Annotated in this window: 22 protein-coding genes; 9 read left to right on the top strand and 13 right to left on the bottom strand. The window is 64.4% G+C overall.

From position 1 onward, the window contains the following. Positions 1–46: 46 nt before the first annotated feature. Both ACTZWT_RS23665 and ACTZWT_RS23660 read right to left on the bottom strand, forming a co-directional pair. Positions 47–1,309: a glycosyltransferase family 4 protein gene (locus ACTZWT_RS23665; protein WP_444772132.1), complete on the bottom strand. Its 1,263-nt coding sequence runs from the start codon at positions 1,307–1,309 to the stop codon at positions 47–49. Between the two features lie 37 nt (positions 1,310–1,346). After that, complete coding sequence (locus ACTZWT_RS23660) at positions 1,347–2,333, bottom strand: NAD-dependent epimerase/dehydratase family protein (RefSeq protein ID WP_444772131.1); 987 nt, start codon at positions 2,331–2,333, stop codon at positions 1,347–1,349. Between the two features lie 109 nt (positions 2,334–2,442). Between ACTZWT_RS23660 and ACTZWT_RS23655 the strand changes: the two genes are divergently transcribed. Both ACTZWT_RS23655 and ACTZWT_RS23650 read left to right on the top strand, forming a co-directional pair. Next, positions 2,443–4,062, top strand: a complete 1,620-nt coding sequence (locus ACTZWT_RS23655; protein WP_444772130.1) for a hypothetical protein — start codon at positions 2,443–2,445, stop codon at positions 4,060–4,062. Continuing rightward, the gene (locus ACTZWT_RS23650; protein ID WP_444772129.1) at positions 4,038–4,784 is read left to right on the top strand and encodes a class I SAM-dependent methyltransferase; all 747 of its coding nucleotides are present in this window, start codon (positions 4,038–4,040) and stop codon (positions 4,782–4,784) included. Before ACTZWT_RS23655 ends, ACTZWT_RS23650 begins: the two co-directional genes overlap by 25 nt. 210 nt (positions 4,785–4,994) lie before the next feature. On the opposite strand, the gene ACTZWT_RS23645 is transcribed toward ACTZWT_RS23650, so the two are convergent. The 5 genes from ACTZWT_RS23645 to ACTZWT_RS23625 all read right to left on the bottom strand — a co-directional run bounded on the left by ACTZWT_RS23645 (position 4,995) and on the right by ACTZWT_RS23625 (position 10,936). Then, positions 4,995–6,836 carry a carbamoyltransferase family protein gene (locus ACTZWT_RS23645; protein ID WP_444772152.1) on the bottom strand — a complete coding sequence of 614 codons (1,842 nt, stop codon included), beginning with the start codon at positions 6,834–6,836 and terminating at the stop codon, positions 4,995–4,997. 9 nt (positions 6,837–6,845) lie between these two features. Then, the gene (locus ACTZWT_RS23640) at positions 6,846–6,998 is read right to left on the bottom strand and encodes a DUF5989 family protein (protein ID WP_444772128.1); all 153 of its coding nucleotides are present in this window, start codon (positions 6,996–6,998) and stop codon (positions 6,846–6,848) included. A 7-nt stretch (positions 6,999–7,005) separates the two neighbouring features. Next, complete coding sequence (locus ACTZWT_RS23635; RefSeq protein WP_444772127.1) at positions 7,006–7,440, bottom strand: SxtJ family membrane protein; 435 nt, start codon at positions 7,438–7,440, stop codon at positions 7,006–7,008. Then, entirely contained in the window at positions 7,437–8,492 is a 1,056-nt protein-coding gene (locus ACTZWT_RS23630; protein WP_444772126.1) for a hypothetical protein, read from the bottom strand. The genes ACTZWT_RS23635 and ACTZWT_RS23630 overlap by 4 nt, the downstream gene beginning before the upstream one ends. Before the next feature lie 254 nt (positions 8,493–8,746). Further along, complete coding sequence (locus tag ACTZWT_RS23625) at positions 8,747–10,936, bottom strand: glycosyl hydrolase family 28-related protein (protein WP_444772125.1); 2,190 nt, start codon at positions 10,934–10,936, stop codon at positions 8,747–8,749. A gap of 228 nt (positions 10,937–11,164) precedes the next feature. Between ACTZWT_RS23625 and ACTZWT_RS23620 the strand changes: the two genes are divergently transcribed. From ACTZWT_RS23620 to ACTZWT_RS23610, 3 genes are all read left to right on the top strand, one after another. After that, positions 11,165–12,094: a peptidylprolyl isomerase gene (locus ACTZWT_RS23620; RefSeq protein ID WP_444772124.1), complete on the top strand. Its 930-nt coding sequence runs from the start codon at positions 11,165–11,167 to the stop codon at positions 12,092–12,094. A gap of 581 nt (positions 12,095–12,675) precedes the next feature. Beyond that, on the top strand, positions 12,676–14,241 hold the full coding sequence (locus tag ACTZWT_RS23615) for a substrate-binding domain-containing protein (RefSeq protein ID WP_444772123.1): 1,566 nt from the start codon (positions 12,676–12,678) through the stop codon (positions 14,239–14,241). Between the two features lie 231 nt (positions 14,242–14,472). Beyond that, on the top strand, positions 14,473–15,417 hold the full coding sequence (locus ACTZWT_RS23610; protein WP_444772122.1) for a hypothetical protein: 945 nt from the start codon (positions 14,473–14,475) through the stop codon (positions 15,415–15,417). 67 nt (positions 15,418–15,484) lie between these two features. Here the strand turns inward: ACTZWT_RS23610 and ACTZWT_RS23605 are convergent, their stop codons facing one another. The 5 genes from ACTZWT_RS23605 to ACTZWT_RS23585 all read right to left on the bottom strand — a co-directional run bounded on the left by ACTZWT_RS23605 (position 15,485) and on the right by ACTZWT_RS23585 (position 20,264). Then, complete coding sequence (locus ACTZWT_RS23605) at positions 15,485–16,267, bottom strand: class I SAM-dependent methyltransferase (RefSeq protein ID WP_444772121.1); 783 nt, start codon at positions 16,265–16,267, stop codon at positions 15,485–15,487. A gap of 172 nt (positions 16,268–16,439) precedes the next feature. Continuing rightward, entirely contained in the window at positions 16,440–17,357 is a 918-nt protein-coding gene (locus ACTZWT_RS23600; RefSeq protein ID WP_444772120.1) for a glycosyltransferase family 2 protein, read from the bottom strand. A 5-nt stretch (positions 17,358–17,362) separates the two neighbouring features. Continuing rightward, on the bottom strand, positions 17,363–18,475 hold the full coding sequence (locus ACTZWT_RS23595; protein ID WP_444772119.1) for a glycosyltransferase: 1,113 nt from the start codon (positions 18,473–18,475) through the stop codon (positions 17,363–17,365). A 132-nt stretch (positions 18,476–18,607) separates the two neighbouring features. Continuing rightward, positions 18,608–19,807 (bottom strand): O-antigen ligase family protein, encoded by a 1,200-nt coding sequence (locus ACTZWT_RS23590; protein ID WP_444772118.1) that lies wholly within the window; start codon positions 19,805–19,807, stop codon positions 18,608–18,610. A 169-nt stretch (positions 19,808–19,976) separates the two neighbouring features. Further along, positions 19,977–20,264, bottom strand: a complete 288-nt coding sequence (locus tag ACTZWT_RS23585; RefSeq protein WP_444772117.1) for a hypothetical protein — start codon at positions 20,262–20,264, stop codon at positions 19,977–19,979. Between the two features lie 166 nt (positions 20,265–20,430). On the opposite strand from ACTZWT_RS23585, the gene ACTZWT_RS23580 reads away from it, so the two are divergent. Further along, complete coding sequence (locus ACTZWT_RS23580) at positions 20,431–20,643, top strand: hypothetical protein (RefSeq protein ID WP_444772116.1); 213 nt, start codon at positions 20,431–20,433, stop codon at positions 20,641–20,643. Between the two features lie 302 nt (positions 20,644–20,945). Continuing rightward, positions 20,946–22,133: a polysaccharide biosynthesis/export family protein gene (locus ACTZWT_RS23575; RefSeq protein WP_444772115.1), complete on the top strand. Its 1,188-nt coding sequence runs from the start codon at positions 20,946–20,948 to the stop codon at positions 22,131–22,133. An 8-nt stretch (positions 22,134–22,141) separates the two neighbouring features. On the opposite strand, the gene ACTZWT_RS23570 is transcribed toward ACTZWT_RS23575, so the two are convergent. Further along, a complete protein-coding gene (locus ACTZWT_RS23570; protein WP_444772114.1) occupies positions 22,142–22,450 on the bottom strand; it encodes a hypothetical protein in 309 nt (102 codons plus the stop codon). Positions 22,451–22,715: 265 nt separating this feature from the next. Between ACTZWT_RS23570 and ACTZWT_RS23565 the strand changes: the two genes are divergently transcribed. Further along, positions 22,716–23,204, top strand: a complete 489-nt coding sequence (locus ACTZWT_RS23565) for a hypothetical protein (protein ID WP_444772113.1) — start codon at positions 22,716–22,718, stop codon at positions 23,202–23,204. 80 nt (positions 23,205–23,284) lie between these two features. Beyond that, entirely contained in the window at positions 23,285–24,160 is an 876-nt protein-coding gene (locus ACTZWT_RS23560; protein WP_444772112.1) for a lytic transglycosylase domain-containing protein, read from the top strand. The last annotated feature ends 117 nt before the right edge of the window (positions 24,161–24,277 follow it).

Genomic DNA, 24,277 nt, shown 5'->3' with positions numbered 1-24,277 from the left:
GCTGTCCGCTCGGTGGGGATGTTGCTGTGCGATCGTCCGGACCCGGTCAGCGAGGACTGAGGACCGGAAGGTCGATCCGGCCGCGCGTCTCTGTGGTCGCGGCGCCGGCCCGGACCGAGCCGATGATCGCGTCGAACCGGTCGGCGATCCTGCCGATATCGAACGTCCGCTCGGCATAGGCGCGGCCGTTGGCGCCGAGCGTGGCGCGGCGGTCCGGGTCGTTCAGCAGGCCGTTGATCGCACCGACGAAGCCGTTGACGTCTCCGACCGGAACGGCATGGCCGGCATTGGCGCGCTGGATCGTGCGCGAGGCGAGATTCGCCGGCGGCGCACTCAGCACGATCGGCCGCCCGGAGCACAGATAGCTGAGAACCTTGGACGGAACCGAGAACGTCCCGGCGTCGCTTTCGAGGATCGCGATCAGCACATCGGCACTGCCGAGCACGTCGGCGTAGGACGCGTAGTCCTGGAACGGCAACACCAGCAGCGGCTCGCCGGGGATCTTTGCCGCCTGCTGCGCGAGCCAGTCGGCATGGCGGCCCTCCGAGGTCACGACCATTCGCGTTCGCGGCCGCCGGCCGAGCGATTTCGCCACCTCGAGAATCAGCTCGGGGTCGTGCTTCAGCCCGATCGTGCCGGTGTAGAGCACCACGTCGCAGTCGTCGAGGCGGTGCCGACGCGCCCATTCGTTGGTCTTGGGGCGCGGCGATATCTCGCCGAGCGGAGCCCAGTTCTCGATCGTGTGGACGCGGTCGCCGCGGACGCCGAATTCGGCCTCCAACGTCTGCCGGAAATCGTCGGCAATCACGACGATCGCGGAGCTGCGCGCGGCAGCCCTGCGCTCCAGCAATTGGTAGTAGCGCCCGATCAGCCGGCCGGCGATGCCGAGGCGCTCACCCAGCAGGTCGCCGATCGCCTTGCTGTAGATGTCCTGCTGCCAGAAGATGAACGGATATTGTTTGCGGTCGCACAGCGTCACGACCGCGTCGAGCGCATCGATCGGCAGGTTGCAGCCGATCACGACGTCGGGCTTGAATTCGCTGATGCGCTTTGCGATCAGATGGCCGACGCGGATTTCCTGGGAACGGCGCTTCATCAGTCCGTATTTCGAGAACGGTTTGCCCAGCGTCAGCGGCGTGATCTCCAGCGTCCGGGCATCGTCGGGGCCGACCTGCAGGCTGCCCTTCGGCGTCTGGAAATCCGAGAAGTACGCGTGGACGACGTGATCCCCGCGCCGCGCGAGTTCCCGGCTGAGCTGGACCTGAAACGGATGGCCGGAATAGTCACAGACATAGATACGCATACTCATGCCCCGTCCATCGACGTTTCGATAGGCCTTGTGGCCGTCAGGCCGCGATGCTGCTGACTTCGCCGGTCGCGTTGACCTGGCTGTCGATCCACGCGTAGGTCTTCTCCAGCCCGGCCATCAGCGGCGCCGAAGGCTCCCAGTCGAGCACCCGCCGGATCATCTGGTTGTCGGAATTCCGCCCGCGCACGCCGGTCGGTCCCGGGATATGGCGCTTGCGCAGGCTCTTGCCCGCGATAGTCATCGCCATCTCGGCGAGCTGATTGATGCTCACCATCTCTTCGGAGCCGATGTTCAACGGGCCGAGACAGTTCGAGCGCGTCAATCGCAGAGTGCCGTTGATGCACTCGTCGATGTACAGGAACGAGCGAGTCTGTTCGCCGTCGCCCCAGATGTCGATCTCGTCGCCGTCGCGGGCTTCCGCCACCTTGCGGCAGATCGCGGCCGGCGCCTTCTCGCGGCCACCTTTCCAGGTGCCGAGCGGGCCGAAGATGTTGTGGTAGCGCGCGATCCGGACCTCCATTCCGAGGTTGCGGTGAAAGGCCAGATACAGCCGCTCGCTGAACAGCTTCTCCCAGCCGTATTCGCTGTCGGGGTTGGCCGGATAGGCGCTGGATTCCGCCGTGATCGGCGCAAGAGGATCGCGCTGATTGTGGTCCGGATAGATGCAGGCCGAGGACGAATAGAAGATCCGCTTGCAGTTGCGCTTGCTTGCGGCCTCAAGAATGTTGAGGTTGATCATCGCCGAATTGTGCATGACGTGCGCGTCGTTCTCGCCGGTGAAGATGTATCCGGCGCCGCCCATGTCCGCGGCGAGCTGATAGATCTCGTCGAACCGTCCGTCGATGATGGCGCGGCAGCTCGCAGCATCGCGAAGGTCGACGATCGCGAAGTCGTCGGCATCCGTCTTGTTGTATTCGGGGTATTTCAGGTCCGCCCCGCGGACCCAGAAGCCTTCCCGCTTGAGCTGGGTGACCAGGTGGTTGCCGATAAAACCGCCGGCACCGCAAACAAGAGCACGCTTCATCGAACACCCCTCGCGATTTCCGCGCGACGTTATCATTTATCAACATCGCGCTCACTATGTTAGTGATATACTCACTATCATAATTCAGCGCAAGCTTATTTGATAGTCGTTGGGCACGTGCCGCGAAGCGCTGTGCAGAGCGGGTTTTGTGAAAATCGCGCCTCGCACCATCCTTATCATGGAACTGTCTTCGTCGTATCATTCACCTGTCGCGGTGATGTCGTCAAACGAACGATCGCGGGCCTTGCGGGCGTCGCGCATACGCCGGCGTCGCTGGACGGAGGGTGAGGTTGTTGGTCGCCATCGAACGCCAGGCCGGGACATCGCCGCGCCACCGTATCTTTCGAAGCGGCCACGGCCTCGCAGGAGTGCGTCGGTGAGTGCCAGTGCCTGGCCGTTGGGCGTCGCGCCGGCGAAGGGTCGGCGCATCGTCAATGTCGGACTGCTGATCGGCGGCTACGGCATCGGCCAGGGCGCGATCTTCGCGGTGCAGACGTGGCTGTTCGCGCGCGGCGACTTCGATTTGCTGTCCGCGTTCGGGACCCACTTCTCGTTCCTGATGCTCGGCATCTTCGTGATCGATGTCGGCTCGACCACCACGCTCGCGCGCCAGGTTGCGGGGGCGTCCGGCGAGCGCGCGGGCGCCGATATCTGGCCGTCGTTCTGGAATACGGTCGCGGTGAGGCTCGGAGCCGCGATCGTCGTGGCTGTCGCCGCGCTGGTGGTGGCGATGTTGCCGTCATCCGATCCGTTCTCCCGGGCCTATCTGATCGCGAGTCTGCCGGGTTTGCTGATTTGGGCCGTGAACGCGGTCGGATTGCTCGACGGACTGAAGCTCAGCGGATTGAGTGGTGTGACAGGCGCGATCACATTCGCCGCCTCCGCGATCAGCCTCGCATTCGCTCCAAGCGTGCCGCCGGGAACCGCCGGCGCCATGCTCGGATGCGCATTCTCGATCGGCTACGCGTTGACCGTGGTGTCGCAATGGGGCGTGCTCGTGCGGCTCGGCCGGCGCCCGGTGTGGAGCCGCCCCAGCCGCGACGGCATCCTGCGCGCGGCGCGGGACGGCCTGGCGCTGCTGTCGCAACTCGTTCCCGGACAGCTCATCCTGCGCGTCCAATTGCTGCTGAGCACCAGCTTTCTCGGGGCCGAAAGCACGGCGCTGCTGATTTACGCCAAGCAGATCGTCATCGCCATGACGATGCTCGTCGGGTTCGTCATCCGGGTGGATTTCCCCGCACTCGTCGAAACGATGACGCGCGCCGAAAATCATGGTTTCGCGACCATCCTCCGGGCTCAAACGACGTCCATCGCCACCGCATTCATCCTGGCGCTGGGAACATTCGCGATGTCTCTGCTGGCCCTGATGGTCCCGCAATACGGCTTCACCCAGGCGGCGTTTCTGATCGCCGCCTACGCGCCCTCGATCATGACGATCTCGGCGCTTCTCATCATGATTCAGGGACTGGCGGCGATCGGCGACTACGCCTCGAGCGCCAGGATCATTGCGATCAGCACGCTGATCGGCGCCATCGTCAGCTATCTGATGATCGGGCCGTGCGGCATCTACGCATTCGTCATCGGCGAGGTGGCGTTCCACCTGCTCGGAGCCGGACTGATCTACCTCCGTCTTCGCCGTCGCAGTCGTCCGGCTGCAGCGAAGCCGGCCTATCATCTGATTTCGTCATCGCGAAGAGAACGAAGATGCAGGTCAAAGCCACGCACCTAATCGAGCGAACCGCCAAGGAAATCGTCCGCCACGCCCTCACCAGGCTGGCGTTGCACGGGATCGTCGACGGAATCCGCAGCGCGAAGGGATTCTCGGTCGGCCATTATCGGAGCGGATCGCTGGCGGCCCGCTTCGGCGAGATCTACGAGGTCGGCCTGTGGACCGGCGGCACCGGCGACGTGCCGCTGTCAGGCACCGGCTCGACGCTGGCTGCCACCCGGAGCATCCGGGAAGGGCTGCCGGCGCTGCTGCAGAAGATCGGCGCGGAGGCGCTGCTCGACGTCGGCTGTGGCGATCTGACCTGGATGAGCACGATCGATCTCGGCATCGATTACGTCGGCGTCGATGTGGTCGAGAGCGTGGTCAGGCGAAACATCGAGGCCTACGGTTCGGAGCGGCGCCGGTTTCTCTGCCGCGACGCGATGACCGGTGATTTGCCTGAGGCCGACACCGTGCTGTGTCGGGAAGTGCTGTTTCATCTCGGCTTTGCCGAGATCGCCGCGGTGCTGCGAAACATTGCTTCGAAGCCACGGCGGTGGCTGATCGCGACGACCGACGCCTCGACGTTGTTCAACGCCGATATCAGGTGCGGCGACTATCGCGTTCTCAATCTACGGCTGTCGCCGTTCGGGTTTCCGGAGCCGGATCACTGGATCGACGATTCCGCACAGATCCCCGGCCGCCGGCTGGCGGTCTGGTCGTTCGATCGCCTGCCGGTTTGACCCGGCGAATGCTGTGCTGCGCTGGATCGATTGAAGCGATCCTGATCCTGAGCAGCCCGGTGAAGCCGGGCGTCTCGAAGGATGAGGGCGACGCATGATGGGCGGCGGCGGATGGTTCGAGACGGCGCTACGCGCCTCCTCACCATGAGGCTGTGCCTGTGGTGAGCGTCCCGGAACGCCAGTCCCGACTCCATCGGAGACAGGACCGCTCTAGTCAAGCTCGAATGCGGTCTCGTAGTTCAGCTTCAGCTTCGGATCCTGGTCCGGCTTTCGCAGAAGGCAGTTGCCGACCACCAGCAGCTCGATCTCGCTGCCCATGAAGCAGCGGAACGCGTCTTCCGGCGAACACACGATCGGCTCGCCGCGAACGTTGAAGCTGGTGTTGACGAGAACCGGACATCCGGTTCGCTCCTTGAAGCGCGAGATCAGGCGGTGGTAGCGCGGGTTGGTTTCCTTGTGCACGGTCTGGATCCGCGCCGAATAGTCGACATGGGTCACCGCCGGCAGCTCCGATCGCGGCACGTTCAGCTTGTCGATCCCGAACAGCGCCTGCTGTTCGGCGGTCATCGGCGTGCGACGCTTGTCCGAGACGCCGGCGACCATCAGCATATAGGGGCTGTCGCCGTCGAACTCGAACCAGTCCTGGATATCCTCGCGCAGCACCGAGGGCGCGAACGGGCGGAACGACTCGCGGTACTTGACCTTGAGATTGAGGGTTTTCTGCATCGTCGGGCTACGCGGATCGCCGAGGATCGAGCGGCCGCCGAGCGCGCGCGGCCCGAACTCCATCCGGCCCTGCATCCAGCCGACGGCCTTCTCCTCGATCAGCGCCTCGACGGTCGCGTCGATCAGCGCGTCGTCGTCCAGCACGGTGAACTTGCCGCCGGCCGCGCCGAGCCTGGTCTCGATCTCGTCCTGGCTGAACGACGGGCCGAGATAGCTTCCGGCCATCGCGTCGAGCCCGTTGCTGACGATTCGCGGCCGTTCGAAATTGCCATGATAGGCGGCGAGCGCGGCACCCAGCGCGCCGCCCGCGTCGCCGGCCGCCGGCTGGACCCAGATGTCCGAGAAGATGCCTTCACGCCAGATCTTGCCGTTGGCGACGCAATTCAGGGCGACGCCGCCGGCGAGGCAGAGCTTCGAGAGGCCGTATTCGCGGCGCAGCGAGCGGCACAGCCGCAGCACGATCTCCTCGGTCACCGCCTGCACCGAGGCCGCGATATCCATGTGAAACTGCGTCAGCGGCTGATCCGCCGATCGAACCGGCGCGCCGAACAGCGCCGCGAAGCGGTCGTTCGACATCGTCAGGCCGGTGCAATAGTTGAAATAGTCCTGATTGAGCCGGAACGAGCCGTCCGGCTTCACGTCGACGACGGTCGACATGATCTTGTCGACGAATCTCGGCTCGCCATAAGGTGCCAGCCCCATCACCTTGTATTCGCCGGAGTTCACCTTGAAGCCGGTGTAGTAGGTGAAGGCCGAATACAGCAGCCCGATCGAATGCGGGAAGTGGATTTCCTTGGTCACTTCGATCTTGTGGTCGCGGCCGATCGCGACCGAAGTGGTCGGCCATTCGCCGACGCCGTCCATGGTCAGGATCAGCGCCTCGCGAAACGGGGACGGATAGAACGCGCTCGCGGCGTGGCTGAGGTGATGTTCGGAGAACAGCAGCTTGCCGTCGAGCGCGTCGGCCCGCAGCCCGCCGGGCCGGCGCAGCTCCTCGCCGAGCAGCCGCTTCTGCATCAGCTTTTCCTTCAGCCACAGCGGCATCGCCATGCGGAAGGACTCAAACCCGCGCGGCGCGAAGGCCACATAGGTCTCCAGCAGCCGTTCGAACTTCAGGAACGGCTTCTCGTAGAACGCGATATGGTCGACATCCGTGATCGAGAGGCCCGCGGCGTCGAGACAGTACGACACCGCATTCGCCGGAAAGCCGGAATCGTGCTTCTTGCGGGTGAAGCGCTCCTCCTGCGCCGCGGCCACGATATGCCCGTCGACGATCAGCGCCGCGGCTGAGTCGTGATAGAAGGCCGAGATGCCGAGGACGCGCATCATCGGCCCTCAGAAGAGGGTGTAGATGAAGGGAGCGATCGCGGAGCCCTGGGTCAAGACCAGCAGACCGCCGAACACGACGGCCATCACGATGATCGGCGCCAGCCAGAACTTGCGTCGAACCTTCATGAACGTCCACAATTCGCCGATCAGCGTAGCCATGACTGCCTCAGAACTGGTTTTGGAAAGTTGCCGGCTTAGGTCCGGGCGGATTGCGGTCGACCCAATAGGTCGGGGCCTCCGGCTCGAAAGCGAGATTCAGCGGACGCTTGCCGCGCATCCGCATGACGAGTCCCGTCGGCGTCACGACGCCGAAGAAGATCGCCCCCATCACCAGCGGGCTGACGATCTTGTGCAGCAACAACCCGAATCGAAACCACAGCTTGTTGAGGGGGCCGAGCAGGCCGGGCGCGATCAGCGTGACGCCCATCATCGCGGCGGCGGCGCCGAGCCAGATCGCCATCCAGAGGTCGAGTCCGTGGCGATATCTGAGCAGCGCGAGGATCAGGAACACGCCGGTGAAAACGTAGCCGAAGCCGCGGTTCGAGCCGACGCGGACGTCGTCGGAGCGATCGAAGGTCTCGTGGAAGCGATTGGTGCTCATTGCCCACCTGCGCCTTGGCATCCCATCGCAGCGGCGACGCCCGGAAACGTGTTACGCACGAACGTCGCCAACTGGGCGGCCGCGACGTGATTGCCGGGCCCGGTCAGATGATCGGTCTGGTCGAACAGGCTCGGCGACTGGATGAAGCGATCCGCCTGATTCGCCACCGCGATGCCGCGCGCCTGCAATGCGCTCGCGATCGTCTGCTGCTCGTCGGCGAGCGCGTTTGTGCCTCCGGCGAGTGCCAGCCCGGACGGCAGGATGAACACCGCGAAGCTGATACCATGGTTCTTCGCGAACGCCGCCATGGCGCCGATGTCGTCGAGGGTCTGCTGCCGCGTTCCGCCGATCAGCCATCGGTACCATTGCAGCGTCGGATTCATGCCGCCGAGCAGGGTTCCCTTCTCGAAGCGGTAGGTCGCCTTCCTGATGAAGAACGGCAGCTTCAGCAGCGGCGGCTGATACATCCTGTAGAGCCCCGCATCGGCGCCCTCATACGGCGTGTCCCGCCTCGCAAAGTCGTTGAGGTTGAGCAGATAGACGGCGGCGTCGAGCGAAACGCCCGGGGACTTCACGAGGAACTGTTCGCGGATCTCCTGCGCGCCGTATCCCGGGACGCCGAAGTTCAGCATCTCGGCGCCGCGCCCGCAGGCGTTCTGCAATTCGACACCGACGAGTTGCGGCAGCGCCTCGGCTTCGGAATGCCAGATGCTGAAGGTGACTGAATCGCCGAAGATGGCCAGGCGCGGCCGATCCTTGCGGGATGCCAGTTCCGGACCGCGCAGCCCGAGCGAATTGACGTGGAGATCGCGGCCGTCCTGGCTGCCCTGATAGCCGGGCATCAGTTCGTAGACCAGGCGTGGATTGGTCGCCGCCCGGTAGTAATGCCCCGGCTCGGCCTTCGTCAGGTCGAGTTGCGGCTTCACGATCAGATAGTAGAATGCCGATGCAGCGATTTCCGCGGAGACGAGCAGAACTACCAGCATCGTGATGAAGGCAATGATCTTCACCCGGCGTGAGGTCGCGGTCGGTATGGTCTGCGCTATCGTCATCCGAAGGGGCCGTCCAAATTCCGGAGCCGCAAAAACACCGTGCCTCGAGATGTCTCCGAGACCGCAGCAATCGTCCCGCGCCGCAGTTCGGTTCAATATCGTTCGAATGTTACAGAGGTGTGATATCGCATGAATGTCGCTGATCGATGCGGCGTCGTGGTAATCATAAGATGTGATGTCGCGGTCGACCGGACCGCCGCAATTGCGACCGATACCGATACCGACACCGATCCGAGGTCGCGACCTCCGCGCTGCTACCTTGCGATCTTCCGTTCGATCGCGTTGTTGCGCTGAAGGATCGATGCGGCGCCGCTGTCGATGTGAATGCCGATGCGGGAGGGGCCGACGATATTGTCCTCGATGACGACGTCGCGGACTCCGGGATGCGGCGACGGCGACGATTTGATCTCGAGATGCGCGTCCTGCTCGAGCCGGTTGCCGCGCATGATGATCGCCCGCGCCAGCGGCGGCTCGCTCGCCCCGGGTCCGATGCGATAGGCGTGCACGCCGATCGCCGATTCCTCGGACAGCACCGTCCGGCTGGTGCCGGCCCGGTAGATGTTGCCTTCGACGATGCGGTTGTCGAGCAGCTGGATCTGCCAGCCCGGCTGGAAATGCGCATACACCAGCCCGATCGCGAAGAAGCCGCCGGTCCGCGTCGAAACGTTGCCGGCGATGACGTGGTTGAGGCCGGTTCCGTAGCTCTGCGCGGCGACGCCGCAGTCCTCGAAGCGGTTGCCGACGATCAGGAAATTCTCGCGCGCCAGCGTCACATTGACGACCGAGCTCTGATCCAGCGGGACCTGCAGCGGTCGATCAAGCCGCAACCGTCGCTCCGAAGGGACAGGCGATCGCTCGAGCGTGGCGACGCGTGCGGTCTGCCCGACCCCTCGTCCGGCGACCACCATCACCGCGGCGCCTTCCCAGTTCGGTCTGGCCGGAACCGGCGCGGCCTCGTAGTTCAGTCTCAGCAGTTGTGGATCGATCGACGATGCGGCCCCGAAATACAGGCCGCCGGGCCCGTCGGCCGTGACTGCCTCGCGATCGAGGCCATAGAGACCTTCGAAGCGGTTGTGCCCGATGAACACGTTCTCCGAGCCGTTGAGCGTGCTGAACAGCGTGTTGATGCCGCCGCCGGCGCCTTGCAGATCGGATGCCCTGACGAGATTGTCGCGGAAGATCACCCGGTTCGAACCCGTGATCGAGTACCAGCCGTAGCGGCCGTTCGCGAGCAAATTACCGGAGATCACCGCGTCGCTCGCTTCGAACAGCAGCAGCGAACTTCCGGACCCGAGGATATCGTTGTCGAGCACCGCAATCCTTCGCCCGCTGAGGCGGAGGCTGTGCGGCCCGGTGCTCGGAAACAGCCGTTCGATCTCCTGCATCCGCCGATGGGTCGCGGCCGGGTCGATCAGCCCGCGATAGGCCGAGGCGCGGATCCTGACGCGCCGGATCGTGATGTCGGTCGCGTCCTTCGCAGGTTTGCCGTCGACGAATCCGCCCACGATGATGTGTCGGTGGTTGGACGCATAAATGGTCAGGTCCTCGACCGCGAACCGCGTCGTTCCGCTGATCAGAGCGTCAGGCGGGTCGGCGACATCGGGCCACACCAGGTTGACCGCCTGCGTGGCCTCGCCCCTGAGCGTGACGTCGGGCGGCACCACGATGGTGTCGCGGACGAAATATCGGCCGCGCGGGAAGTACACGGTGCCGCCGCCGGCCTGCGCGGCCGCGGCCAGAGCCCTGGCGACCGCGGCGGTGTTGTCGGCCCGGCCGTCGCCGTTGCCGCCGAAGGCGCGAATGTCGAAAGACTGCTCGGGTGCCGGCTTGCGCGCGCGAATCTCGATCGCACCGACGTCGACCGTTTCAAGATCGCCGCCGTCGCCGTTCGATAGACGCAGTCGATAGGAACCGGGCCGCGCCTCGGCCGGAATGGCGAATCTCGCCTGCCACAGATCGCCATTGCCCGGGCGCATCGAGATCACCGCGCCGCCGGCGTCGGCGATCAGATCGAGCCGGGCGTGATCCTGGCGCCGCACGATGTTGCGGCCGAAAATCTGCAGATGACCGCCGGGAGAGGCGGCGGTGCCGAGGTCGCCCTGGACCCAATAGACGGTCGGCAGATTGGCGCGGCCTGAAACCTTGCCCTCAGGCGCCGACAGTTCGAACTCGAACAGTCCCGGCGAGAACTCGGGCGGCACGACGAATTTCAGGGATTGCGCGCTCTGCTGGAGAATGGCGACCGACTTCGGCGCCGCAGCCGCGCTGCCGCGGTCAGGAATGCGGGCCACCGTAACGTCTGTCACCTCTGCGAGCCCCGCGCCGGTGACGAGCACCGTCTGGTCGGGGCCGACGGGATCGTTGAACCAGAAGATCGCCGGCGCGGCGGCGGCCGCCCCGTTGCAGACCAGCAGCGCGATCGTCAGCAGCAGGCGTCTCCACACCGCAGCCGGCCTTGCACCGGAACGCGTGACGCTTTCATCCGGCCGTGCGCGGGGGATCATCGATGTGTAACAATCATCGGATTTAACACTGCGCATCATATCCCGCGGGTTGGTTGTGATACGGCACAGCCCTATCAGGCGGACCCATGGGTTTTGTGACCGGGGAAGCCCGATCGTTCCGTGGCCGGGATCAACGGCCGGCTTCAGATGTTAAGAGGATTGTTCGATATGGGAATTCGCATCTCGCTCGGCTCCGTCGCTTCCGGCACGGCCTTGGCGGCGGCGCTGCTCGCCGGTGCCTCGATCTGCGAAGCCGGGGGCACGGAGACCGTGGCGGTGGCGTCCCAGCAGGCGCAGGCCGACGACCCTGTCATCGTCCGTGTCGACGGCATTGAAATCCGGGAGAGCGACCTGCGCGCGGCCGATCGCGCAATGGGGCGCAACCTGTCGATGCAGCCCGAAGGTCGGCGCAACGACGTGATCAACTTCCTGATCGACACCGTCGTGTTCTCCAAGGCCGCGCCGGCTCCCTCCGCGGCGGAGGAGGCCGAAATCGGCAAGCGCATCACGATCGCCCGCAATCGCATCATCATGGAGCAGATGCTCATGACCGCAGGCGCACAGGCGGTCAGCGACGAAGCCGTTCGCAAGGCCTATGACGGCCTGATCGCGGCGATGGTGCGGGAGCCTCAGTTGCGGCTCCACATGCTGGAATTCCTCGTCCCTCAATCCGCCGACAAGGATGCCGCCGATGCGGCCGCGAAGAAGGCTGCCGCCGCCTATCAGCGAATCGTCAAGGGAGAAGCGTTCGACGCGGTCGCGCGCGACATGTCGGACGATCCGACGACCCGGAAGAACGGCGGAAACCGGGGCTTCGTGACCCGCGCGATGATGGGCAAGGACATTGCGGACGTCGCTTACGCGCTGGAAAAAGGCAAGGTGTCGCCTCCGATCAAGACGGCGGCCGGCTGGCATCTCGTGATGATCGATGGCGAACACGTGCCTCCGAAGCCGGACTTCCAGATGGTGCGCGGACGCATCGAAAGCAATCTGGCCCGGCAGGCCCAAATGGCGCTGACCGAACGATTGCGCTCGAACGCCAGGATCGAGCGGCTCGACAAGAAGCCAGTGGAAGCCGGCGCTCATCCGAAGGACTAGCGACGAGGCCGACCGGGAAGCCGCTGAATTAGGAGCGTGCCCCGGTGAAACCGAGGACCATGACGGATCGTCGTTTCGGCTGAAACCGTTTCGCGACGACGGCTGTGTCAGGCACGGTTACTAATCCGCTCGGTGACGTCTGCTCACTCCGTCTGCTGCTGCGAGCTCCGTTCTGTTGCCGGCTTCGATCGGCGGTGTCACCCCCCGATCAATGCCGGCACAGATCGCAGGCACTCGTTTTGCGGGCATTAGCATAGGAGGGCGCACGGATTGCGAGAACTCCGATTGCGCGACTTCGCTTTTAGCATTCCGTTTCAAGAATTCCCGCTACCGCAGGCCTGGTCTGAAGCCTCGCTCCAAAGCCTTTTTGACGGGCCTTTCTCTCATCCGCAGCGCGATGAGACGAACCGTGTAGCGGTGCGATTCACATTGCTGCGCGAATGGTAACATAAGTCACAAAATGAAGATGTGACTATCATAAACGTCGATTACGATATGTTTACCCTGGCCCAATCAGGAATGTTGGGTGGGGGCGACATCGATCTTCCATTGGGAAAGAACGATAACCTGGAGGTTATTCTATGCGTCGTCTCGGCTATTTGCTCGTCACCTCGGCCATCGTCGGTCTCGGTGCGGTTCCCGCCAGCGCTGCTGGCCCCGCAGATCCGTATCCGGATCCGGGCTTCTACATCAACATCATCGGTGGTGGCGCGAGCTTCCCCTCGATCGCCTATCGCGAAGTGTTCGACTGCCAGTATCATCCGCTCGGCTATGACAACGTGACCGGTCCCGGACCGCGCGCGATCAACACCAACTGCCCCTCGGCTCCGTACGGCACCGCGACCGGCAAGGGCTACATCTTCGTGTATTACGCGCCGACCGGCTCCGGCAACGGCAAGGCCGCGCTGAAGGCCAACAACAACAACTCGCTGACCAACCCGCTCAGCACCACGATCCCCTACACCTCGGGCCAGATCCCGAACTATCCGTATCCGCAGGCTGCCGGTTATCACTTCTCGGGCAGCGACGACGTCTGGAACCTCGCCGATCAGGCTGCCTGGAACGCCGCCGGCGGTCCCGCGAGCAAGTACGGCAACATGATCCAGCTGCCGGGCGTCGGCGGCGCGGTCACCGTCGTGCTCAACGGCAAGGATGGTGCGGGCAACGCACTGAATCAGAACGGCTCTGCCGTGTCGGGCTCGACCAGCGCGATCAACCTCACGCGCCAGGCGATGTGCGGCATCTTCGCCGGCAAGATCACCAACTGGAACAACCCGCTGCTGACGGCGTCGAACGGCGGCGTTGCGATGGGATCGGGTCAGATCACCGTCGTGCATCGCTACGATGGCAGCGGCACCAACTTCCTGTTCACCCAGGCGATGGTGGCGCAGTGCGCGACGGTCACCGGTCCGGACTACAACGTTGCCGGCACGCCGACAGTCTCCTACGCGTTCCCGTGGGGCGATCAGTCGGTCTGCCCGGCTCTGCCGCGCGGCGCCAATCGCGTCAACTGGCCGGACCAGTTCTCGACGGTCTGCGGCAGCGCCAATCCGACGCCGACCGGCGCCGTGTTCGCCAATCCGGGTGTCAACGGCAGCCAGGCGCAGGTCAACCAGGTGCTCGCCACCAACGGTGCGATCGGCTACGTGTCGCCCGACTTCACGCAGCCCTCGGTCCCGACCGGACCGATTACTGCGAACCTCCAGAACGAATGGGATGTCAGCACCAACTCGACCGGCACCCCGTCCTTCGTCGCGCCGACTCTCGTGGCGACCGCGTCCGCGCTGAGCTCGGTGACCCCGAAGTTCGACAGCACCACCATCGGCAATCCGCTGGCCTGGAGCCTCCAGGGCGTGATGCCGAACCCGACCCTGCCGGCCGCCTATCCGATCGCCGGCTTCTCCTGGCTCGAGATGTATCAGTGCTACAACTCGGGCTCCAACATGCCGGTCCAGATCGCCGACGTGCTGTTCAGCCTGTACGGTAGCCCGGCCGTGGAAGCGATCATCAACTCCAACGGTCTCGTCAAGGTCCCGAACGTCTGGCTGACGGAAATCTACAACCTGCTCGGCAGCGACTTCCGCCCGCAGAACACCTGGGATACCAATCCCGGCAATCAGTGCGTCGGCAAGGTCGGCGCGACCTGATCCAAGCCTGACGGTCGCGTACGACCGTCGCCACAAATCTGTGCACCCGGTTTACCGGGTGCACTTTTCTTTGCGGCCCCCCTCGATCGCTTCAGGGGCGGCGCTGCCTTGAAACGAGAACGTCGCAATGCGGATGCTATCCTTGCCGGCCATGGCGGCGATCGGACAATGCGACGAGCCGATGAAGGCTGTCAGCCGCCGCCGTCAGTCGCATCAACCGTTTGGGCAAAGATGAGCCAGCAGTCCAATTCTCAGGACGACAAGGTCGGGACGGTCGGGCGTCTGCTCTATCTGGCCGGCGTACTCAACATGCACGTCGCCCGTTTGCGCTCGGTCAGCAATTTCGATTTCGTCGTTGCCGACCTCGCTTGTTACCAGGACGTCCTGACCCGATATGCCGGCAAGCGTCTCGCCGAAGCGAGGGCGCTGGAGATCGGCTACGGCCAGCGGCCGTTCCGCCTGATCGCACTCAACTGGATCGGCACGGATGCCGTCGGGATCGACCTCGATGAGCCCGTGTACGACCTCGATCTGCAGCGGATCGCGCGGCTGCTGAAGGCCAACGGCGTCACCCGGACGACCAAGTCACTCGTCAGGCGAGCGATCTTCGATCCTTCCGAGTATCGCAAGCTGTCGTCAGTCCTCCGGGCTGAATTCGGCACGGGGCAGCCGTTCGACGCGCGGAGGCTGCTGAGCGGCGATGCCTCCCGGCCGGCGGTCTGGAGCTCGATCTCCGGGGAGCTCGATCTGATCCTGTCCGAAGACGTGTTCGAACACATCCCGATCGAACGCATTCCGCCGGTGCTGGAGATGATGGCGAAACGGATGCGCGGCGACTCGCTGGCGATCATTGCGCCGATGATCTTCACCGGGATCTCCGGCGGCCATGATCTCGACTGGTATCCGCATCGCGTGCACGAGGGGCTCGACGGCCGCACCCCGCCCTGGGGCCACCTCACCAGGCAGTCCAGGCCCGCCGACACCTATCTCAACGAACTGCGCCGAAGCGACTACCGCAGGCTGTTCGAGCGGCACTTCGACATTCTCGAGGAGGTCGATCTGTATCACCGCCTCGGCGAGCACCATCTCACCGGCGAGCGGCGCGCGCAGCTCGCCGGCTATTCGGATGAGGATCTGTTCGCCAACAAGGTCAGGTTCGTGCTCAGGAAGCGGTAGGCCGTCGGCACGCGCGGGCGCGACGTCGTGACGGCCCTTGGACGGCGGCGAGGCCGCGGCGCCGTGGTCAGAGCGGTCGCCTGCACTCGATGTAGAGCGAATGCGGCTTGTACTCCCGGCCGTCGCCGTCCGTCTCCAGCCCGGTGTCGGCCCAGCCGTCGATCGCGCTGGAATTCCAGCGGCGGACGTTGATATCGGTGAAGCCGGCCTGCCGCAGCACCGCGCGAATATTCACCCGGTCCCACATCCACAGGTGGATCTCGCCGCGGGCGCGGGCGTCGCCGAGCACCAGATTCTGCAGCCAGGGTGCGAACCCCGTCTTGCGCCTTGTTCCGGCGGGCCGGTCGCGGACGCACTGCTCGAACATCTGCGCGATGGCGTCGTCGTGCCGTTGCGCGGCGGCGTAGGTCAGGTCGTCTGCCGCCAGCGACCGGTCGTATTCGCGCACCAGATGCTCGAGATCGGGCAGGCAGATGCGCTGGATCCCGCCCGGCTTCAGCACGCGCAGGATCTCCTTCTGGAACCCGACCACCGCTTCCCGGGGAATGTGCTCCATCACATGGGAATGATACACCGCATCCGCATATCCGTCCGCGAACGGAATTCCGCTGGCGAGGTTGTGATGGATCACGGGGCCGCGCATCGCCCTGATCCGCGCGCTGCGTTCATGGCCGATCAGCGGCGTCGCGAAAGGCAGCAGCCATGCATTTCGCCGCAGCAGCGCATACATCGAAAAGTCGACATTGATACACCGGTCGGACGTCTTGGTGCCGCAACCGAGATTGACGATGACCGGAGCCGGTCGCGGAGTCGCCCGCTCCGCATGTGCCGATGTGACAGCCAGATTCATGTGCGGGTCGCGCTCCGGGTGTGTCGAGGGTTTCGCCGGTGTCGAGGCGAGGTACTTCAATCGCTGTTCTAGGGCAGGTTCTATCTAGGGCAGACTCTATCTAGGACAGGCTCTATCTAGGGCAGACCTGGCAAAACTTTTGTGACATCGGAAGGCCTCTCGCTGCTACGTGCTAATCGTCGATCGAGAGTCCAGTCCGCCGGCGGATCTCGGCGCGGATGGCAGCCGGGTCGTCGAGGCCTGCGAGCGCTTCCTCCAGTTCCTCGACCTTGGCGCCGACCAGCAGTCGATACCAGAACCCCTGCAGGGCGTGGTACAGCAGCCCCGTCTTGCCGTCGAGGAAGCCGAGCCGGAACACCACGCGGTACAAAAAATAGCCGGAGGCGCTGATCAGATACGGCGTCCGGTTGTAGATTTTCTCTTTGACGAAGCGTTTGAAATCCGCCTGGAGCGAGCTTTTCTCCTGCGCCGCATGATCGCCGTCGCGCGGAAGAAAGTCGCGGTACTGATTGATGATGTCGATCGCTTCCCGCGTGGCGTATTTGTTGTGCTTGTTGATGAAGAACGTCAGGTCGTTGCGGTTGTCGTCGGCGAATCCGCCGTCGAGGACAACCGACCGGCCGCCCCGGACGACCATGTGCTCGTCCATCCAGCGGCTCTCGATGCGGCCCTGACCGCGCCGCCAGATCCGTAGCAACAGCATCGGATATCGGCCGCCGTGCCGAATCCATTTTCCCTGGAAGATCGTCTTGCGCTTGAGCACGATACCGGCGACGTCCCCGGGCAGCGCGGGAAGTTCGGTCCGGATCCGCTCCGCCAGGTCGGGTTCGATGATCTCGTCCGCGTCGAGCCGCATGATCCACGGCGCGGTGATCGGCAGATTATCGAGCGCCCACTGGAATTGTTTGGCGTAGTTGATGAACGCGTGCTCGACCACGGTGGCGCCGTGGCTCGTCGCGAGTTCGACGGTGCGGTCGGTCGAGAAGCTGTCGACGATGAAGATCTCGGATGCGATCCCGGCGACCGATTCCAGCGCCCGTGCGATGTGGCGCTCTTCGTTGAAGGTCAGCACGATCACGGCAAGGGACATGTCGACTACCTCTGCAGGGCCGGCGCGGTGCGGCGCTGCCCGCGGGAGTTCGGCGCATTGTCGGGCCCCGGTGTCTCCAGCAGGCGACGATACAACGACGCCTGCGCGGCGCCGTGCGCCGAATAGGAATATCGCTCCGCGGCCTTCAGCGCGTTGCACTGCAATTCCACGTAGCGGTCCGGTCCCAGGCTGCTGCACCTCTCGAACGCATGGATCAGCGCTTCGACGCCGGTCGTGACGACGAGCCCGCTTCCGGTCTCTGCGATGTCGTCCGCCACGCCGACCCGTTTGCTGACGATCACGGGGATGCCGCGAACCAGCGCTTCCGCCGCGGCCATGCCGAAACACTCGTATTCCGATGCGAGCACGACGAAATCGACGTCGCGGAAGAACTGTTCGCGTCGCTCGTTGGTGACGAAACCGAGCCAATGAACGCCGCCGTGTCCGTCATCCAGTGCGCGGAGCTGGCGTTCGTAGGCCTTGTCGCCGCTGCCCGCGAGCAGAAGGCGACTGCACTTCACCCGCGAGGCTGCGGAAATGATGTGTTCGAGGTGCTTCTTCGGATGGAACCGGCCGAGATAGCCGAACCGGATCTGTCCCGGAACGGCGAAGCCATCGCGGACGATGCGCGGCGAAGCCGACGTCAGATCGTCGTGCACCGGGTGGGGGATCACTGCCGCGACGGAATGAGCGGGGGAATCCCGCGCCTCCAGCGCAGAGGAATAGATGATACCGTCGGACAATTGCAGATAGAACCAGGCAATCAGGCGCTTTGCCTGTTTGCGCAGCCGCGACCGGGTCCGTCTGCGCTCCTCGAGGGTCAGGGTTTCGTGCGGCGTGACGGCGCTGCGCCGGCCGGTCAGCTTGGCGATCAGAACCGCGAGAATGCTGATCGGGACCCAGCACCCGTCGACGTGAACGACGTCAAAGCGGCGGGAATGCCGCAGCAGAAACAGGCAGGCGCCGAGCAGGTGGGGCTCGGCATGCACCTCGATCCCGCGCGCGACCAGACGCTGATAATCGGGAAATTCCACAATGTTACGCTTCCGCGGACGGAGCGTCAGGCATTCGATCTCGGCTTCGGCCGCGGCGGTCGAGACCACGGCGGCGGCGAACACGCTGGGCGGGCCGCCCGTCGCTGGATCGAGGCTGCCCAATACCCTTAGAACCCGCATCCGACCGCCCCCGTCTTTGCCAAGAGGGATGTAATCAGGCAGTGTGATGATTTAATGATATCTGGCGATGATATGTTATCGTGTCGCCGCAGCGGCCGCCGGCCCCCGGCCCCTCACGCCGAACAGTAACAGCATCATGGACAGGCCGTGGATGTCGCCGAGGTTGAACAATTGCGGCTGAAAGAACGACGCGAAGGTCAGCGCGACGAGGCCGCCGGCTCTCGCAGCGGCAACGCGCCTGCTGTCGTCGTCGCGACATCTCGCCGGGGCGAACACCGCGGTCGAGACGGTTGCCAGCAGCGCCGTGATCACCACTCCTCCGCCGATGATCCCGAATTCGATCAGGGTCCGGAGATAGCCGTTGTGGCCGGCATGCTCGGTGTCGGGCCGCTTGAAGCCGAGGCCGAACGGCGCGTCGACGATCGCCACCACCGCCCGCGCCCACTGCTCATCCCTTCCGGTCAAGCCGGAATCCAGATTGCGTTCGGGATCGTTGAGCGCCAGGACGCTCGACAGCAGTTCGGGAAGCAGAACAACCGCCACGGCGCCGGCGAGCGCCAGTAGCGCCAATCGCCTGCCGAGCGGCCGCGACGTCACCTCGAACACCAGAAACGACAGCACGCAGGCGATCATGGCGAAGCGGGAACTCACCGCCGTTGCCAGGACGAGGCATGAGAGTCTGACGACCGCCATCACGTATCCGCGGCGGAACTGCGAGAACATGAAGCCCGCCAGCATCACCGAGCCGAACATGTTCGGATGAATCCCGCCGAGGCGCCGATCCGCCGGCCAGCCATGGACGGCGACCGCATAGATGCCGAAGGCGAACACGGTGACGGCTATCCCGCCGAAGCAGTCGGCCAATGCGTTGTCCGGCATCGTCCAAAGTCCGGAGAAGCACGCGATCACGACCAGCAGCAGCAGCGTGTAGGTCAGCCCCTCGAGGATCGCGACCTCGCGGCCGTGAAACTGCAGGGCGATCGACAGCAGGATGACAGCCAGGATCGCAGCCTGAAGCGGATCGTAGCAGGCCAGCGCCTGCGAAATGTGCCGGGGACCGACGGCGAACGACACCAGGATGAATTGCAGCAGGCCGCCGACCTGATACATCTGATAGAGCGGGATCTGCGCTGACTCTCCAGCCCACACGTCGACCGAGGCGAGCGGGAAGAACAAGCACGCGCACCACAGCCACAACGAGAACGCCAACACGATGTTGCGACGCTGAAACGTCGCCGGCGGGACCGCAAACCCAATCTGTTCTGTCGCAGCCACGGCCTTCTATCGTTCGTGCACCCTGCACGACGACAGGCTGCCGGCCGGCGCCTTTGGTCCCGTGCGCGTATCGCGACGTTATGCGGCAATCGGATGATATCTGCGTGACGGCCGATCAACGACCTGCAATTGTCGCGATCGCGACAATACCGTCTGGCGCGTAGTCAGGTCAGCCCGCCGCTGCCGCGTAGCGTGGCGACGCCGATGCGCGGACGGCCATGCGTTCTAGCATCGTCCGCAGATCGCCCGCGCAGGTCGCGATTTCGCGCTCCAGGCGCTGTCGTAGCAAGCCGTCGAAATAAGCCTCGGTCAGCCATGGCGACAATTTGGCGCGGGTCTGGCCGTCGCGGCTTTTGCGGAGATCGAGAGGGATCGCCGCGGCCGCTTCGCGCGCGCCCGCGCGGTCGCAGCCCATCAGGACAGCGAGTTCTTCGTAGGTCACCCAGATCTGCGGCACGTTTCGATCCCTCCAAGACCGGATGCAACGATATCGGTCACTCCCTAAATTAATAATAACGAAGTCACAGCAATGATAAGAAACGGAACTAGCGTCCCGCGGCGGAGAACGACCGTAGCAAGCGTTAGTGCCTGGCTGTTGTCGCGCTCGATGGCCGGGGGGTCAAATGCGTTCCAACAGATCTGTGAAGTCCAACAATTTCGTTCTCTCGGCGACCAGATCCAGTGCGCTGGTAGTCGAATTCGAGACCGGCAGGGCCGGGGCGAGTGATCGCTGCCGCGTGAAGGAACTCGAGCAGGAGAATGCCCTGCTGACCAGCATCGTGGATGAGACACGGCAGGACATCGTCCGGCTGCGTCGACTGCTGATCGAGCCTTGAGCCATCCTCTTCGGCCGAGCTCGTGCCGTCGTCCGAGGTATCGCGGTCGCATCGTCTCACAGCCTCCCGCTCCAGCCGCCGGCCGTCTTTTCGGCGAAGTCAGGAATCCCGCGCTTTCATTTCGGAGTTTCCGAGATCGCGACGTCTTCTGAGTCAGGGAGTCGATCAGTGCGACTGGCGAATGCACTGTTGGGTCCGATGGCTTGAAGGTTTCGTTGGGTTGCGACGTGTCGATGCAGGCGAGACCTCGTCTGCAGGCGGCTGGACCGGTTCGCAAGGTAGTGCTGGCACTGACAATCATCATGCGGATACGGTCTATTGCAGCGATCGGCCTGAACCTGATGGGTGCGGCGGCACTCGGTGGGTGCGGCTTCATTCCGATGTCGGGTCCGGCGAGTCTGGAGGTCCGCAGTGGGCAGAGCACGACGCTGCCCTTCGCGGTGGTCAAACTCGATGCGCGGGCCGTCGAGATTCTCAAGTCCTATGAGCCGAACGTCCTCGGCGGGGTGTTCGTCGACCGGCGCCCGCCCAGCGATATCCGTTTCGGCGTCGGCGACGTCGTTACGGTCACAATTTTCGAGGCTTTCGCCGGCGGCCTGTTCATTCCGACCGAGGCCGGCGTTCGGCCGGGCAACTACGTCAGTCTGCCGGAGCAGGCGATCGACAATAAAGGCAATATCAGCGTTCCCTATGCCGGACTGATCCGTGCCGCCGGCCGCACCAACGTCGAGGTTCAGAACGCGATCGTCGCGCGCATCAAGAACCGGGCGATCGAGCCGCAGGTGGTGGTGACGGTCAATCAGCAGCGCACTTCACTCGTCAGCGTGTTCGGCGATGTTCGAACGCCGGTGCGGTTGCCGATGCCGGCGACCGGCGCCCAGGATCGTATCACCGACGCGATCACCCGCGCCGGCGGCATCAGCGCCAATGGCTGGGAGACCTGGGTGATGCTCGAGCGGGACGGCAAGCGCGCGACCGTGCCGTTCGCCAATCTGGTGTCGATGCCGTCCAACAACATCTACGTCCAGCCCGGCGACAGGATCTACCTCTACCGCGAACCGATGAAGTTCCTCGCTTTCGGCGCGACCGGTCTGCAGGGCGAGTTCAACTTCGATGCGTGGCGGATCAATCTGGCGCAGGCGGTCGCCAAGGCCGGCGGATTGTTCGACCTTCAGGCGGACCCCGGTTCGATCTTCCTGTATCGCCGCGAACCGCGAGACGTCGCCGAACGGCTGGGCGTCGACGTATCGAGGTTCGGCGCCGGCCTGATACCGATCGTCTTCAACGTCAGTTTTCAGGATCCGGCCGGATTCTTCCTTGCCACCAAGGTCGACATGCGCCCGTTCGACGTGATCTATGTCGCCAACGCGCCGCAGGTCGACGTCACCAAGGTGCTGACCTTCCTCAATACCGCCGTGGGGACGGCAGACGACGGCGTCAACCTGATCAACGATATCTATGTTGCGCGATATAACAGCAGGCTGCGCTGAGGCGGCGGTTACGTCCGGCGACCGACCGGCGGTCGCGACGCGATCCGCAAAGGCCGGCTTTGGACGGTCTCGGCCGGCGCCACCCGCAGCCTCGCCGCGGCGGTCGTCGCGCGGACGGCCAGCCCGAAGACATATCCGATCTGCAGCCCGAGAATGAGGCCGAGCATGGTCTGCAGCGTGACGCCGAGCGACCCTTGCGCGACGATGCCATGGACCGCGATGGCGGCGAGGCCCAGCATCGCGGTCGGTATCAGAATGAATACCTTGTATCGGGTGCCGAGTACTGCGCCGAACAGAATGCCGAGAAGTGCTACCATACGCCGGGCTCCTTGCGCCCCGACAATTCACCGCAATCGTTGCGTTGGCGTTAACATGTTGACCGAGTTGACGATGTGTTCCAGAATATCGATGGATTAAATGGTATCCCGCATGGTCATCGCGACGTCACGGCGATCATTCACATAACGCGGCTGAGATCAGTCGCCGGCCGTGGATGCCTCGCGGGGACGTGCCCGCGCCGGGATGTGCCCTCGCGGGGACGAGCCCTCGCCGGGACAGTGCGTCGCGTGGAGATTCCCTCGCTTGGCGTTTGCCTCGCTTGGCGTTTGCCTCGCTTGGGCGTTTGACTCGCTTGGGCGTTTGACTCGGAGGATCCTTATGAGCGCCGGATTGCACCGGTCGGTTTGCGAATTGGCCATTGTTGTCGGATTTGCGCATGCATTGACGGCGTCGGCCTGGGCGCAGGCGTCCGGCGCGGCGCCTCCGTCGGCGGCGAGGCAAGGGTCGATCATGATCGGCGGCGGGCAGCACGCGGCGCCTTCGATCGATCGCTGCGTTGAAGTGGAAATCGGCGGCGCCAGCGCGCTCGGCTGTCTCAATCAGAAATTGAAGCGCGAGGTCGACAAGGTCAATCCGAAGTTCAACCTGCCGCCGCTGGATGCGCGATCGGCCGATGTCCGCGTCGGCAATGTCAACGAGGCCGCTGTCAGGCAGCAATATGGCGCCAATTACGGTCGCTCGGTCATCCCGTTCCGGCCGCCTCCGCCGGTCTATTTCGTGCCGGGCCGTTGATGTCCGCCGCTCCGCCCGCCGCGGCTGCGCGCGGCCCGCTTGCGTTGCGCCGACGTCTGTCGGGCCGAACGTCGGCGGCGTTGCTGATCGGCCTGTTGCTGCCCGCCAGCGCCCGCGCCGAGGCCGGGCTTCCGCCGGCGGAGCGCCGCGCCGCAGTTGCAATCGGCGTTGCCGAGACCGGTGCCTTCGAATCCGGCCCCGCCGAATCCGGCCCCGCCGAAGCCGCGGAGCCCGTGCCGGGTGAGACCGCGGACGGTGGCGAGGGGATTGAACCGTTACCTCTGCTCGTCTTCGAACGTGTCGCTGCGAGGGCGTTGTCGCCTGCGGATCTGCCGCCCGCCAACGTGCTGCTCGGAGGCGGAGCTGGAAGCAACTCGGTCTCGCGGCGTCTCACGGCGTCGTTCAGCCGCGAGTGGCGCGCGGGCAGAGACGTCTATCGCCCGATCGTCGAGCGCGAGGCGGCGTCGTTCCGCCTGCCTCCGGCGCTGCTCGATGCGGTCATGGCGGTCGAGAGCAGCTACAATCCCGGCGTTGTCGGAATGGACGGCGAAATCGGTCTCATGCAGCTGATGCCCGCGACCGCCCGGATGATGGGCTTCACAGGCTCCAATGCGGATCTCGCGAACCCGGATATCAACATACATTATGGGGCGCGATATCTCGCCGGCGCGTGGCGGCTGGCTAAGGAGGATGTGTGTACCGCCGCGATGAAGTATCGCGCCGGACATGGCGAGACGCGGTTCTCGGTTCTGTCCGTCGAATACTGCATCCGGGTCCGCAACCACCTCGCGGCGCGCGGTGTAACGGTCAGCGGCGAAATCCCGAAGCCGACATTCGGCGCCCGCACCGCAACCGGCGGTCGGCCAGCGGGGCGGCTGATGTCGGTGGGTTCGGTGAATCTGGCCGAACTGAACACGCGTCTGCGCAGCCTGACCGAACGGGTCCCGGGTAAGTGAAGGCTCGATCGGGCCGGCGCCAGCGCGCGCGGGGATCGCGCTGCGATAATAATTCTAGTCATCGTTGCGTTCAATGGAATTCATATTATAAAGATAACATGTTATCAATTGATGGTC

It is taken from the genome of Rhodopseudomonas sp. NSM (genome assembly GCF_052445935.1).
Classification (GTDB): Bacteria; Pseudomonadota; Alphaproteobacteria; order Rhizobiales; family Xanthobacteraceae; genus Rhodopseudomonas.
This window is presented reverse-complemented; position numbering and strand designations above follow the sequence as displayed.

Bases quoted from the DNA above. Each gene is read 5' to 3' on its own strand.
- ACTZWT_RS23620 (WP_444772124.1), top strand. From the start codon at position 11,165: ATGGGAATTCGCATCTCGCTCGGCTCCGTCGCTTCCGGCACGGCCTTG.
- ACTZWT_RS23630 (WP_444772126.1), bottom strand. From the start codon at position 8,492: ATGACGATAGCGCAGACCATACCGACCGCGACCTCACGCCGGGTGAAG.
- ACTZWT_RS23640 (WP_444772128.1), bottom strand. From the start codon at position 6,998: ATGGCTACGCTGATCGGCGAATTGTGGACGTTCATGAAGGTTCGACGC.
- ACTZWT_RS23660 (WP_444772131.1), bottom strand. From the start codon at position 2,333: ATGAAGCGTGCTCTTGTTTGCGGTGCCGGCGGTTTTATCGGCAACCAC.
- ACTZWT_RS23650 (WP_444772129.1), top strand. From the start codon at position 4,038: ATGCAGGTCAAAGCCACGCACCTAATCGAGCGAACCGCCAAGGAAATC.
- ACTZWT_RS23615 (WP_444772123.1), top strand. From the start codon at position 12,676: ATGCGTCGTCTCGGCTATTTGCTCGTCACCTCGGCCATCGTCGGTCTC.
- ACTZWT_RS23635 (WP_444772127.1), bottom strand. From the start codon at position 7,440: ATGAGCACCAATCGCTTCCACGAGACCTTCGATCGCTCCGACGACGTC.
- ACTZWT_RS23575 (WP_444772115.1), top strand. From the start codon at position 20,946: ATGCGGATACGGTCTATTGCAGCGATCGGCCTGAACCTGATGGGTGCG.
- ACTZWT_RS23610 (WP_444772122.1), top strand. From the start codon at position 14,473: ATGAGCCAGCAGTCCAATTCTCAGGACGACAAGGTCGGGACGGTCGGG.
- ACTZWT_RS23570 (WP_444772114.1), bottom strand. From the start codon at position 22,450: ATGGTAGCACTTCTCGGCATTCTGTTCGGCGCAGTACTCGGCACCCGA.
- ACTZWT_RS23665 (WP_444772132.1), bottom strand. From the start codon at position 1,309: ATGAGTATGCGTATCTATGTCTGTGACTATTCCGGCCATCCGTTTCAG.
- ACTZWT_RS23580 (WP_444772116.1), top strand. From the start codon at position 20,431: ATGCGTTCCAACAGATCTGTGAAGTCCAACAATTTCGTTCTCTCGGCG.
- ACTZWT_RS23605 (WP_444772121.1), bottom strand. From the start codon at position 16,267: ATGAATCTGGCTGTCACATCGGCACATGCGGAGCGGGCGACTCCGCGA.
- ACTZWT_RS23645 (WP_444772152.1), bottom strand. From the start codon at position 6,836: ATGCGCGTCCTCGGCATCTCGGCCTTCTATCACGACTCAGCCGCGGCG.
- ACTZWT_RS23600 (WP_444772120.1), bottom strand. From the start codon at position 17,357: ATGTCCCTTGCCGTGATCGTGCTGACCTTCAACGAAGAGCGCCACATC.